The organism is Shewanella holmiensis (genome assembly GCF_025370255.1).
Classification (GTDB): Bacteria; Pseudomonadota; Gammaproteobacteria; order Enterobacterales; family Shewanellaceae; genus Shewanella; species Shewanella holmiensis.
The window spans coordinates 1-13,687 of record NZ_JAMTCD010000008.1 but is presented as its reverse complement, the minus strand read 5'-3'; the positions used below and the strand labels follow the sequence as shown (position 1 = coordinate 13,687).

The 13,687-nt window shown below is 40.5% G+C and carries 10 protein-coding genes and 3 pseudogenes; 5 read left to right on the top strand and 8 right to left on the bottom strand.

Features of this window, described 5'->3' with window-relative positions:
• Positions 1-131: 131 nt before the first annotated feature.
• Positions 132-2,147 (bottom strand): NADPH-dependent 2,4-dienoyl-CoA reductase, encoded by a 2,016-nt coding sequence (locus NE535_RS08065; RefSeq protein WP_261298135.1) that lies wholly within the window; start codon positions 2,145-2,147, stop codon positions 132-134.
• 163 nt (positions 2,148-2,310) lie between these two features.
• Here NE535_RS08065 and sppA point away from each other — a divergent pair, with 163 nt between their 5' ends.
• From sppA to ardB, 4 genes and pseudogenes are all read left to right on the top strand, one after another.
• The gene (gene sppA / locus NE535_RS08060; RefSeq protein ID WP_261298134.1) at positions 2,311-4,155 is read left to right on the top strand and encodes a signal peptide peptidase SppA; all 1,845 of its coding nucleotides are present in this window, start codon (positions 2,311-2,313) and stop codon (positions 4,153-4,155) included.
• Between the two features lie 116 nt (positions 4,156-4,271).
• The gene (gene ansA / locus NE535_RS08055) at positions 4,272-5,285 is read left to right on the top strand and encodes an asparaginase (RefSeq protein ID WP_261298133.1); all 1,014 of its coding nucleotides are present in this window, start codon (positions 4,272-4,274) and stop codon (positions 5,283-5,285) included.
• Positions 5,286-5,596: 311 nt separating this feature from the next.
• A pseudogene (gene ardA / locus NE535_RS08050) lies at positions 5,597-7,038 on the top strand (acrylate reductase flavoprotein subunit ArdA).
• Between the two features lie 28 nt (positions 7,039-7,066).
• Positions 7,067-7,420 carry an acrylate reductase cytochrome subunit ArdB gene (gene ardB, locus NE535_RS08045; RefSeq protein ID WP_261298132.1) on the top strand — a complete coding sequence of 118 codons (354 nt, stop codon included), beginning with the start codon at positions 7,067-7,069 and terminating at the stop codon, positions 7,418-7,420.
• Between the two features lie 190 nt (positions 7,421-7,610).
• On the opposite strand, the gene NE535_RS08040 is transcribed toward ardB, so the two are convergent.
• Positions 7,611-8,477 carry a LysR family transcriptional regulator gene (locus NE535_RS08040; RefSeq protein WP_261298131.1) on the bottom strand — a complete coding sequence of 289 codons (867 nt, stop codon included), beginning with the start codon at positions 8,475-8,477 and terminating at the stop codon, positions 7,611-7,613.
• Positions 8,478-8,595: 118 nt separating this feature from the next.
• Here NE535_RS08040 and NE535_RS08035 point away from each other — a divergent pair, with 118 nt between their 5' ends.
• Positions 8,596-9,237, top strand: coding sequence for a TetR/AcrR family transcriptional regulator (locus tag NE535_RS08035; protein WP_261298130.1), 642 nt, complete (start codon positions 8,596-8,598; stop codon positions 9,235-9,237).
• A gap of 483 nt (positions 9,238-9,720) precedes the next feature.
• Here the strand turns inward: NE535_RS08035 and NE535_RS08030 are convergent, their stop codons facing one another.
• From NE535_RS08030 to NE535_RS08005, 6 genes and pseudogenes are all read right to left on the bottom strand, one after another.
• Entirely contained in the window at positions 9,721-10,011 is a 291-nt protein-coding gene (locus NE535_RS08030) for a type II toxin-antitoxin system RelE/ParE family toxin (protein WP_261298251.1), read from the bottom strand.
• Positions 10,008-10,265 carry a type II toxin-antitoxin system Phd/YefM family antitoxin gene (locus NE535_RS08025; RefSeq protein WP_261298129.1) on the bottom strand — a complete coding sequence of 86 codons (258 nt, stop codon included), beginning with the start codon at positions 10,263-10,265 and terminating at the stop codon, positions 10,008-10,010. Before NE535_RS08025 ends, NE535_RS08030 begins: the two co-directional genes overlap by 4 nt.
• Positions 10,266-10,639: 374 nt before the next feature.
• A complete protein-coding gene (locus NE535_RS08020) occupies positions 10,640-11,617 on the bottom strand; it encodes a transposase (RefSeq protein ID WP_261298128.1) in 978 nt (325 codons plus the stop codon).
• A gap of 419 nt (positions 11,618-12,036) precedes the next feature.
• The gene (locus NE535_RS08015; RefSeq protein ID WP_261298127.1) at positions 12,037-12,435 is read right to left on the bottom strand and encodes a hypothetical protein; all 399 of its coding nucleotides are present in this window, start codon (positions 12,433-12,435) and stop codon (positions 12,037-12,039) included.
• Between the two features lie 226 nt (positions 12,436-12,661).
• Positions 12,662-13,528: pseudogene (locus NE535_RS08010) on the bottom strand (transposase); the annotation flags it as partial.
• A gap of 10 nt (positions 13,529-13,538) precedes the next feature.
• A pseudogene (locus tag NE535_RS08005) lies at positions 13,539-13,687 on the bottom strand (IS3 family transposase); the annotation flags it as partial.

The window sequence follows — 13,687 nt, the reverse complement described above, 5'->3', positions numbered from 1 at the left end:
AACATTGGTATGTCAGGCGGTATTTAGCTTCCATTAACTTAGCTTACTTTAGATATATAAATCTCAATTTGGTTAAGAGATGAATAAACAAGGTTTAAAACACTAAGCCGCTTATATTCAACTGATGATGCTTAAATAGACATCGCCAGTTCTGCACCCTGTCTGATAGCCCTTTTGGCATCTAACTCAGCAGCAACATCAACACCACCAATTAAGTGCACAGGTAAACCCGTTGCCTTCATTTCATCCACTAAGGTGCGATTGGATTCTTGCCCTGCACACAACACAACATTATCAACAGCAAGGACTTGCGATTCCTCACCCACTTTAATGTGTAGCCCTTGTGAGTCAAACTTCTCATAGCTCACACCAGTGAGCATATTAACCTGATGCTGTTTCAGAACAGAGCGGTGGATCCAGCCCGTGGTTTTACCTAAGCCTTTACCCATTTTTGAGGTTTTGCGTTGCAACAAATAAATTTCGCGGCTTGGATGATGCTCAGCTTCATCGGTCAGACCGCCGGCTTGCTGATATTGTTTATCTATGCCCCATTGCTTTAACCACTTATCAGGCTGCAAAGTTGAGGATTCATTTTCACATAAAAAATGTGCCATATCGAAGCCAATACCGCCGGCGCCGATTAATGCGACTTTCTGGCCAATTTCAACTTCACGATTTAACACTTGTTGATAATTCACCACTCGTGGATCATCAAAACCCGCTAATTTAAGATCGCGCGGCACAACACCTGAAGAAATGACCACCTCATCAAATTTTTCTTGCGCTAACACTGCGGCATCTAACTTAGTATTTAAGCGTAAATCAACCTTATGAAGCTTAATTTGATTAGTAAAGTATCGAATGGTTTCATTGAACTCTTCTTTACCTGGAATTTTACGTGCAAGGTTAAATTGGCCACCCACTTCACTTTTAGCTTCAAATAACACCACCTCATGACCACGTGTTGCTGCATAAACTGAAAACGCCATACCAGCAGGTCCAGCGCCCATTACTGCAATGCGCTTTTTATGGGTAGTAGGAACAAAATTAATCTCTGTTTCGTAACAGGCTCGCGGATTAACTAAGCAGGTAGCACGCTTCATTGAAAACGTATGATCGAGACACGCCTGATTACAGCCAATACAGGTATTAATTAATTCACTTTGATTAGCCGCAGCTTTATTAACAAATTCAGCATCGGCTAAGAATGGACGCGCCATAGACACCATATCAGCTTGACCAGAGGCAATGATGTGCTCAGCAATTTCAGGGGTGTTAATACGGTTAGTTGCCACTAAAGGCACGTTAACTTCCGCTTTAAGTCTTTCAGTTACCCAGGCAAACGCGCCTCTTGGTACACTGGTAGCAATCGTCGGAACGCGCGCTTCATGCCAACCAATCCCAGTATTGATAATACTCACGCCAGCGGCTTCTAACGATTTAGCTAATTCAACCACCTCATCCCATGTTGAGCCATTATCGACCAAATCCAACATAGATAAACGAAAAACAATAATGAAGTCTTTACCCACTTTGTCACGAATAGCTTTTACAATCGCTAACGGAAACTTCACTCTATTTTGATAACTTCCGCCCCATTCGTCGGTACGCTTATTCGTGCGCGAACTGATAAATTGATTAATAAGATAGCCTTCAGATCCCATCACTTCTACGCCGTCATAACCCGCTTTACGGGCTAAATTAGCACTGCTGGCATAATCCTTGATGGTATTGTTGACTTGCCTTGCAGACATAGCTGAAGGGGTAAAAGGCGTGATAGGTGATTTAATTTTACTTGGAGCTAAGCTAAATGGATGGTAACTATAACGGCCAGCATGCAAAATTTGCATACAGATTTTACCGCCAGCATCATGCACTGCATCGGTAACGATTTTATGTTTACTGACTTGCCACGGAAAACTTAATTGGCATGCATGTGGCGCTAGACGCCCGCGCATATTCGGTGCGATACCACCGGTAACAATTAAACCGACTCCGCCTGCAGCTCGCTCTTTATAAAACGCTGCCAGTTTCTCAAATCCGCCTTTTTCTTCTTCTAAGCCAGTGTGCATTGAGCCCATTAACACACGGTTTTTCAACTGTGTGAAGCCTAGATCTAAAGGTTCTAGTAAGTGTGGAAACGACATTCAAACATCCTTTTTAAACAAGTGATTGAAACCAGCATAACCTTAACTTTCTAAAAGCTCAATCACTGAACGAGTAGATTGTCAAAATCGTTTACAATTCAATTTACCATTTCGTTGCATTTTCAGTTAGGATGACATTATTAGAATGTTGAAGGAGTGGCTAATGTCCGCTAAACCCCCGTTTTTACAAAGATTATTCACCTTACTGTGGAATATTATTAACACCACACGTAAGTTGATCATTAATTTCATTTTTTTCACTGTATTAGCAATAATCATTATTGCCATAGCCACATCAGATGAAGAAATTGTCCTCGATAATCAAACAGCACTCGTGCTAGACCTTTCGGGTAATATTGTTGACCAAAAACGCTTCGTCGATCCATTTGAAGCGATTTTGTCTCAAAGTAATAATGACAATGCCGATGCTGAAATACTGTTAGCGGACATCCTTTATGTGATTCAAAATGCCACTCAAGATACGCGAATTTCAACCATCGTTCTGAATTTAAGTAATTTACGTTCTGCTGGTGTCAGCAAAATGACCGATATCGGCAACGCTTTGAACGAGTTTAAAGCCGCAGGTAAACAGGTTGTTGCCATGGAAAATGGTTACAGCCAAAATCAGTATTTTTTAGCCAGTTACGCCGATACGGTATTTTTAAACACTAAAGGTATGGTCAGTTTAGACGGATTAAGCCGTTACCGTTTATTTTATAAGTCTGCATTAGAAAAACTGAAAATTAACACCCACGTGTTTCGTGTCGGCACCTTCAAGTCTGCTGTTGAACCTTTTATTCGTGATGACATGTCAGACGCCGACAAACAAGCAAGCAACCAGCTTTTGGCTGATATTTGGGCCAGTTATTCAAGCATTGTTGCCAAAAACCGCGGCATTAGTCCAGATCAGTTAGTGCTAGATACCGATACCTATTTAGCACAGTTAGATAAAGCCGAAGGCGACAGTGCTCAAATGGCAATGAATATGCATTGGGTCGATGAGTTAGTTTCTGCTGAACAATTCCGACTAGCCATGATAGAACAGGTTGGAGCCAATAAAGATGGCGACTCTTTCCGTCAAATTAGCTTTAATGATTATCTGTCGCTGACCGCCCCTTTACCGCAGTTTGTTGAAAAAGACTCAGTCGGTATAGTTGTCGCAAAAGGCAATATTCTTAATGGTGCCCAACCTGCAGGTCAAATTGGTGGTGATACCACTTCAGAATTTTTACGCAAAGCGCGTTTGAATGACAAAGTTAAAGCCGTCGTTTTACGAGTAGATAGCCCTGGTGGTAGTGCATTTGCCTCTGAACAAATTCGTCAGGAAGTATTAGCACTTAAAAATGCAGGCAAACCTGTTGTTGTCAGTATGGGCAGCTTAGCCGCTTCAGGTGGATATTGGATCTCAGCCAGTGCAGATTATATATATGCGACACCAACCACATTAACTGGATCAATTGGCATATTTGGCATGTTCGCAACATTTGAAGACGCCCTCACCCATTTAGGGGTGAACTCTGATGGTGTAGCCACATCTGACTGGGCAGGGTTATCGCCAGCCCGTAGTTTAAACCCTAATGTAAAAGCCGTTATTCAACGTCATATTGAGCGTGGTTATCATGAGTTTATCTCACTTGTTGCCACCGAGCGAAATATGACAATTGAACAAGTAGACAGCATCGCTCAGGGGCGTGTTTGGACAGGCACTCGGGCACTTGAGTTGGGGCTTGTTGATGAAATTGGTGATATGAAGCAAGCCATTGCCAAAGCGGCTGAGTTAGCGGAAATGGATCAATTTGATACTAAGTTAATTGAACAGGAACTCACTACCGAGCAGCAATTCATTCAACAACTTGTTGGTGCTTCTGCTGCGTATATTCCACAATCTGTACATAAATCATCAATTCTTGAAAGCATGTTAATGCAGTGGAGTGAAGTAATAGAAGACTTTGCCAAGTTTGATGATCCACAGGGAATGTACTTATATTGTGAGCAGTGCGATTTCTAAATCTAGCGATTAAATAAACATTCAATAAAAAAAGCCTGCATTGCAGGCTTTTTTATATCGATTAATCAATATAACTCGTATAATTTACACAATTCGTAAAATTCATGAGTAACATAATGACAAAACGCGCAATATACGTCGCCTACACTGGCGGTACCATAGGCATGCAAAAAACGGCTAACGGTTTTGCCCCTGTTTCAGGTTTCTTAACTGATTGCGTTCAGTCGATGCCAGAGTTTTATCATGAAGAGATGCCCAGCTTTGTCATCCATGAATATTGCCCGTTAATAGACTCATCAAATATGGCCCCAACCGATTGGCAATTAATTGCTGATGACATTAAGGCTAATTACGAAAAGTACGATGGTTTTGTTATCTTACACGGTACAGACACCATGGCCTACACCGCCTCAGCACTGTCTTTCATGCTGCAAGGGTTATCTAAACCTGTCATCGTAACCGGTTCACAAATTCCGCTGGCGCAGCTGCGTTCTGATGGTCAAATTAATTTATTAAACTCATTATATATTGCGGCTAATTACCCCGTTGCTGAAGTCAGTTTATTCTTTAACAACAAATTGTTCAGGGGCAATCGTTCGACCAAAGCCCATGCTGATGGCTTTGATGCTTTCGCTTCGCCCAACTTCCCTTTGCTACTTGAAGCAGGGATCAAAATTAACATTAAAGCGGGCAAGGTATCTGAACCAACCAATTACCCATTAGAGGTTGTAAAAATCAAACCACAACCTATTGGGGTGGTCACTTTATACCCTGGCATTTCTACCCAAATTTTTGAAAACATGCTGCAACAGCCGGTAAAAGCGCTAATTTTATTAACATTCGGTGTGGGTAATGCGCCACAAGATCCACAGTTACTACAAGCTTTAAAACAAGCGGATGAACGCGGAATTGTTCTCGTTAACCTAACCCAATGCTTCCAAGGTAAGGTCAATATGGGCGGATATGCTACCGGTAATTCACTGGCAAAAGCCGGAGTCATAAGTGGCATGGACATGACCATAGAAGCGGCCTTAGCAAAATTACACTATTTACTATCAAAAAATTTAACACCAGAAGCTATTAAAAAATCGATGCAACTGAATCTTATTGGTGAGTTATCTGTAGATTAATCAATTCCTTGTAACTTAAATCGGATTGAAATATTTCACTGAAAAAGCTCGTTATTTGACGAGCTTTACTTTAAGCATCAATTTATTGCAACTCAAAAACAATCATTAATCCCCTCACTATGCTGTTAATCAAGATTTGGAACCCCTTCCAAAACACTTGCTTGTTAACACACTGCTGCAGAAATGCTACCTACAATTGATTAGTGACAATCAACTAACCTACAAACCATAAAATTAACATTTACTCTCATTTTGGAATCCATTCCATCTTTAAGATACACAGGTCAATTAAAACTAAAGGGTGATGACCTATGAATAAAGTAGATCTGTTAGGACGCCGTAAATTTATCACGGGGTTAGGTGTTGCAGCTGGCGCAGCAATGGTTGCACCTGCTATGGCAATTTCTGAAAAAGCTGACGGCATAAAATGGGACAAGGAAGTTGAAATTGTCATTATTGGTTCTGGTTTTGCCGGACTTGCAGCAGCAATTGAAGCCAAAAAGCTTGGCGCAAAAGACGTTCAAATATTCGAAAAAATGTCTTATTTTGGCGGTAACTCAGCCATTAATGGTGGACTATTTGCTGCACCGGTTACGCCAATGCAGAAAAAAGAAGGTATTGAAGATTCAGTTGAGCGTATGGTGGCAGACCAGCTTGCCTCGGGCCGCGGAATTGCCGATGAAGCATTACTTCGCCATGTTGCATCACATGCAATGGAAGCATTGCAAATGACATTAGATGCGGGCTCAGAATACCACCCTTACCTACAACAACTGGGTGGTCATTCAGTCGCACGTACTTACCAAACAACAGTAAGTTGTGGTGCAGGAATAACCCAGCCATTACTAAAAAAATGTCGTGAACTCGGTGTTAAGACCCATAACCGTGCAAAGTTTGAAGGGTTTCTAGTGGGCAATAAAGGCGAAGTGTTAGGCATTAAGATGCGTGAAAACTACCACTTTGGCGAAGACCAACCTGGCAAAGTGATCAATATTCGTGCGCTACGCGGTGTGATTATGGCCACTGGCGGCTTTGCACAAAATGTCAATTTACGTATGGCACAAGACCCAACCCTAGACGCTGAAGTAGGCTGTACTAACGCGCCAGGTGCTACCGGTGAAGGTATGTTTGAAATGTTCAGACTAGGTGCAATCCCCGTTCACCTTGCTCACATTCAATCGCGATTAACCGTTTAACAGGTAAACGCTTCATGGATGAAATTGCCGACAGAAAAACCCGTGCTGATGCAGAACTGGCATGTCGCGATGAAAAAGGTAATCCGTTACCGCCTATTTTAATCACGAGTTATCAGGACTCTAAACAGCATCCGAATACTGCCAAAGTGATTAAATATAATGTGGGCTGGAAATTTGAAACCATTGAAGAGTTAGCCAAACATTTCAATGTACCTTTAGCACCGCTAAAAGCACAGATAGAAGAATATAACGGTTATGTGAAAACGGGCAAAGACACCCAGTTTGGTAAAAACATGACTAAAGCAGCTGATAAATATATTAAAGCGCCCTTCACTGTTGTGCGTTTATGGCCAAAAGTTCACTACTGCCAAGGCGGCGTAATGGTTAATACCAATGCAGAAGTCAAAGACAGTTTTACTGGCGAGCCAATTCAAGGTTTGTATGCAGCGGGTGAAGTGTGTGGTGGTATTCACGGAGTCAGTCGTTTAGGAAGTTGTTCAATCCCAGAATGTATGGTGATGGGTATGACCGCAGCACGTAGCATGATGAAAGCTTAGCCGCGCAAATTAACAAGAGGAATTATTGATGAAAACATTAAAAATTATGCTTGCGCTGGGGATGTTAAGTTTAGCCAGTTTATCCTTACAAGCTGTTGAAATTAGAGATTACCATAAAGATGTGATCGGCAAGAATTGTAAATCATGCCACGATAATGGCATAAAGCAATTCCCATCAGATCAAGCCTGTTTACAATGCCATGATGTAGACGATTTAGCCGAACAAACGGCTAGAAGTGAAGAAGACAAGTGGCAAAACCCACACAATAACCTTCATTATGGTAAAGAGCTACCTTGCCAAGAATGCCATAGCGAACATGAAACTAAAAAGCCGCTCTGCAGTAACTGTCATACCTTTAAATATGACAAACACAAAGAGTAGTCGTTAATCCATTCGCTTCACCTTCTTACCTCATTTTGAGGTGGCCGCATTAAGAAATTAATGCGGCTTTTTATGTTGTTCAAGTGCTTAAAACAATATTGAGTGTTATCAGCTATCTATCGAAGCCATATATTTATCTGCTGAGAAAGTATTTGAATGGAAAGTAAACAAAACTCGGCTTAAATCAACCTTATGAACCAGATCTCGCCAGCTCAACCACATTGGATTTAATTAACGCAATCAATTGCGCGGTAGCCTCTGTTTGGGTATCAGGGTTCAGATAGAGAGATTCATTAAATGTCGGCAATGGCGGTAAATTGTGTTCAGTGGCATCTAAAATAGTCATGTTTGGTGTAATTCTAAATTCTGCAATTGGCGCAATCGCCAAATCATTTTCAACCGCCATGCACAAGGCATGGGGTGACGGTGTTGAAAGTAACACATTGATCGGCCGCATAGACATTTGATGATTCGCGAATACCTGCGCCCGAATTGGACAGTTTTCAGGGTATAAAGCCATCGGAATGGTATCTCTTAAATGCGCATTGCCATCTTTAGCGCAAACCCAGTGGAATTTACGCTCAAACAACAGTTCACCTTGTGACGGTAACAACCAATGAGTTGCCACAATGAGATCAAACTCGCCTTGCTGTAAGCGTTTATATAAATTACCGCTAACGTCGGTATCTATCACCAATTCAATACAAGTAAACTCGCGAATAAACTCCAACAAACAACTGCTTAAATAGCACTTAATATAATCAGTGGGAACGCCTAAACGAATGATCTCTCTATTCTGACAGTCTTTTATTTCATCTAACGCCTGTGAACTAAGTTGAAGCATTTTATAGGCATAGTTAAGCAGGGTTTTTCCGGAGTCAGTTAATGTTACGCCTTTATTGTCTCTTAACAATAAAGGTTGGCCGACACTCTCCTCCAGCTTTTTGATTTGCAAACTTAAAGCTGATTGAGTCCGACAAATTCTGTCAGCTGCTTTTGATAAGTTGCCACACTCTGCTACCGCAATGAAGCTTTCAAGTAATTCTATTTTTAACATTGGTTATCATAAAAGTTCATAGTGCTAACAGTATTACTCATTATCGATAGCCACAAAAGCTTGTTAAAGTGTGATTGTGAAGCGTGATTAAAAATCCAAGTCATTTACAGGAGCGAAAATGAGTAGTTGGGAGCAACGCGGTGATTATTTAGTCAAAGTCTCGTTAAGATGCTTAAAAGGCCATAAAACGTTTAATTTATGTCGCTCGCATTTAGTGCAAGCTAGCCAGATATCTAAAGGGACAATTTATAATCATTTTACCAGTGAAGCAGACTTAATTGTTGCCGTTGGCAGTGCGCAATTTGAACAATGGCTTGCACAAGCAAAAGCTGACGATAAAAATTATCCTGATCCTTATCAACGATTTATTTTTCACCACTGCCAACGTCTCTACGTAATATTATCTGAACAAGATTTCGTCATGGAAAGAGTACTACCCAATGAAACCCTGCTTAATAATTGCAGTGACATATATCGCCAGCGCTATTTAGAACTTAAAGCACAAGCTTATCAATGGAATGCTGACACTATGCAGCAAATTGGTCATGTTGCCGGTTTTGATCGACTAGATCTAGTGATCAATTACTTACGTGGTGCATTAATTAATATTGATGACAGTCGCAAACGATTTGATGATCCTAAACTCTACTATCAATTTAGTTATGCCTTAACCCAACTTATGGGCCATTCTTCCAAACGCATTCCAACAGAAAGTGTTTTTACCCATTGGATTGCCAAGCAATCTCAAACTGAACATTGAGACTTATGCTTCATAATCGAGAGTACACTTGTGATAAGGACGCAGCTGCATGCGGCCTATCCTTATTCGTTAACTTAACTTTTGCGCCGAGTGTATTTTTTTAATAGTTCTGAAAAACTCAGAGCCCCCCCAAACACCAATACTAATGATGCAAACTTGCAAAATGCTAATTGAGTTTAAATTAAATTCATTAGAATAAAGAGAAAAGCCTAATAAATAGCTTACCTGAACAACACCTGATATTGCGGCGAGTGCGCAAACTAAAAGTAATAACCAATTTGATAAATCCACTTTATTCGACATAAATACTCCATTCTATATTTGTAAAGCTAATTTAGTGATATGACTAATTAATGAACACTCATGCGATTATCCTGACTTAAACTGGCTAAATTTTTAAAAATCGAAAGATCTGACTGCTATCTACGTGCCAGAGCCTGAAAATGACCGCTAGAATGGGGGGCCATGTTTATTGCAGTATATTTAATTACTTAACAGATATTTACGTAAGTCCCTTTCTTGTCTCATAACATGTAAAATATAAACATTTTCAGCTTCTATTTTATAAAAAATACGACAAGGGTTAACTACAACTTCAAGATAATTAAGATTGCTCAGTTCTATTGGTTTCTTACATGACTCAGGAAAGGCTTCAAGCCTATCTACTTTATCAAATATCTTTTTAACCAATTTCTTAGCCGCAAGCATATTACTTATCGAAATATATTCAGCTATGTCATTTAAATCATCTAGTGCTGGGATTGTCCATACTATTTAAGCCATTTATTCATTTTCTTTTTAGCTTCAATATTAGAGACTATTTCACCACGACTAATTGCTTGTTCACCTTTAGCAAGAGCCTCAACAATTGCCATGCACTTCTGCATAAACTCAAAATCGTCCACATCAACAAGATAAGCCGATGGTTGTCCATGCTCAGTGATCAGCACAGGTTCTTTAGAAGAATAAAGCTCTGACAAGATCTTAGTAGCTTGTCGCTTTAGTGTTGTGACTAATTCTACTCTCATGGTTATATCCGATATAAAAAGTGCCACTATAGTAGCACTCCAATCCAATTTAGGAATACTACTAACGCCAGCCACATGGGCCGAAGGGCGAAGCCCAGAAGGTCCAACAACAGTGATAGTAAGGCGTATCTTCTAGGCTAACTAATAAAACATAGCCATCCATTTTAAGAAAATTACATAAATCGTTTTGATTTCTTTTGCGACAGTTACATTCTTGGTACTCAATCCAATTATTTGAATCGATATAGCTGAAAATTAGCGCTACATTAATCGTTGATTAATCATCTAGTTAATTTAATACAGCAAAAAAACTTGATATCAATCAAGTATATGTTGGAAACGCTATTTGGAGAAAAGTTAACTTTTAAGCACGGTTAAGCGCACAACCAGCGCTGACAGTTGGCAGCTCCTTGTCGCCGTTTTCGGTCTAAATGCTCACAATAGTCAGTTAATGCAGGTAAAGCCCCTACTGCACCTTTGAATAATCCGCCAAACTCGGTAGTGATTTTTAACCAGTTTTCAGCAGGAATATTTAGTCTATTGAGAATACCCTGGCTACTTGCGCTAATGGCACCGCGTTTATCCTGTCGAATTATCCTGCCGGTATCTTCAACCAGTACTATGTAGTCTTTTACACTGAACATTAACCCATTAGGCATGTTCAAACGCTCATTGCCCACAAAAGGCAACAACTCTGTTGGTTGCTCACCTTTTATCGCTGAATTTATTCGACGCTGAATACTGGTATAGTCTGAGCTTTCGGGTGTGGTGGCCATTTTGGCGCGAATAGGATTCAAATCGACATACACCATACAAGCTAATACTGCTGCTTCATCTAATAATGCTTGAGACTTGAACCTACCTTCCCAGAAGCGACCTGTGCATTTATCTTCTTTGTTAGCCATTCTGGCTATTGGCTCACTAAGCGAACGCATAAACCAGCTGATACCGATTAAGCGTTGTCTATATTGAGTTATGCAATCATTCACAGTATTAAGTTCAAATTCATTCAGGTCTTCACCTTTTACAAACTTATGTGTCAGTAAGGTACCTTTAAAGCCTTTATGCCACTGCATCAGTACGTCTTTATCTGACCAGTTTTTTGCTTTATCTGCGTCCACTTTAACCACTACATGCAAGTGATTGCTCATCACGGCATAGGCACAGATATCAATAGCGAAGATGGTTGCTAATTCAAGGATACGGGCATCGACCCATTCGCGTCGATGCTCAAAATTCTCACCCGTAGATTTATCAAAGCCGCACAAAAACGCCTTACGTACCACACGCGAACAACAGTGATAGTAAGGCGTATCTTCTAGGCTAACGATAGTTTGTCTTGGTCTGGCCATCTTCAAATACCATTTAGGAAGGGTACATAAAGCGTAGTTTAGCGGTTAATATTTAGCCAATAATTTTGGGTGGCCATGTTATTTGCTGTGGGGGTGCATGCGCGACCGACAAGCTTTTTTAGGCAAAAAACAACGACACCTAACGCCACTGTTTAAGCCGAGGAATTAGAAAGTTAACACTTAAGAGGCAAAACAATAAAAGTATCAGGAGGTGCTAAGGTATTGATATTTTGAGGTAACGAAATTAGCTAGCGATGCTAAGGGATCGATGCGGCTAGTGAAAAATGTAACTGCTCTGCACACATCGAAAAAGCGTAAGATCTTACGTCGATATTTACACTATAAAGGTATCACTCGGGCTTGTTCAACACTTGGGATAAGGACGCGGCTGCGCGCGGCCTATCCTTATTCGTTATGTTTTACAGTTCGCTACGAGGAGCTACTTTAGCTGTACCATAGAATTTTACAGGTACTCGATTCCTATTTGATGGAGCTGCTTCATACTTTACTTGTGGCATTTCATCCAATTTACTTTGTGTCATAAAACCTTCTGGAACTGAGCTTATCAAAGTTTTCTCGACCTCATACCCATTTGAATCTATTACCGTTAAAACAGTCCATTCACCTTTACCTTTTGGCAGCCAAGTAGGACGTTTCTTGAGCATTTTAACTTTTGTGTTCTCGAAAACCCAGTAGTTAGACAATTCATCCGCTTTGATCTCAATAGTTTCGGAAGCAAAAACAGGCTCTACTTTTGTAGAGGTTGTTTGACATCCAAGAAGGCTTAGGGTTAGTAAGATTGAACTGATTTTTTTCATAGGACTCTCCATGTGTGGGTAAAACATAACGAGCCTGTAGAATTACTCGTTTTATAATTTATTTTGATTAATGAACAAACAATATCTGAGTTTATATTTTGATTCAATTATTTAGTGGTGTTTAGATTATTATTTAACATGCAGTTTTGTTGGGGTTTTTAGTGCGCTTTAGGGGTGATCGAGGCGGGGTTATAGCGTTTTTTGAGGTAAAAAGGGCTTCCCCTTCTTAGTGCATCGCGTGTTGCAGCTTTTCTATGTTGTGAACAAGGCAGTACAGTTGCCACTGGGCATTAACTTTGACTTGGCCGCGTAAGGTCAATTTGTTCATCCCTTTGTTAACAGTAATATTCCCAAACACAGGTTCGATACAGCCCAGTCGTTTGCTATATTGCCGCCGCCCCATTGGGCTGTCTATTTTCACTTTCATCTTATCGGTGTAACTCAGTCTTTTGCGTGAGGAATCATTTTTAAACTGCACTTGCCGACCCGTTTTTATCGGCGGTTTTCGCATACATTGCTGTTGCAATGGACAGGTTTTGCAATCTTTTAAATAACCACAGAATCGGGTGTACTCTTGATGATGGCTTTTAACATTGATGCCGCTTCGCCACATCTCATTGCCTGCCGGACATCGGCAGGTTTGTGTTGCTTCGTCATAATGAAAGTCATCACTGGTAAACAATCGTGGCTTACCGTTACGTCGTTTTAGTCTGCGTTTTTCTTGTTCGGTTTCGTAAGTTTCACTTTCTTGAAACAACGGGTTTCGTTTTCTAAATTGATTATCTGCGATGTAGGTATCAAAGCCACTTTGTGCCATAAATGCCAAATTGGCTTCGCTGTTGAAACCACTGTCTGCGATGAATTTTATGGTGTGCTCGCTTGAAGGTGTAACAGGATTAAGCTTATCGAGTTGTTGTTTTAATTGTGTGACTGCGGGCTGAAGCGTTTGTTGTTCACCGACCGAGCCCCACGTTTGTGCTTGTAAGATAATTTGATGTTTATCATCGTTTATCGCAATACCATTGTAGCCTTGAATGGTCCCTTTGGAGGTGGTCATCTTTGCGCTGTCAGGGTCGGTGATATTACTTTTTACAGTGTAGTGGTCAAGTAAAATTGGCCACGGTTTTAGAGTCATTCCAATATAAACGTTCTGACTCATTTGGCGTTAACCCACCATTATATTGATGGGGTCTGGTCTCACTGTAATATCCAGTGATGTAATTTGTGATCTCTTTATCTGCTTCTGTAAAAT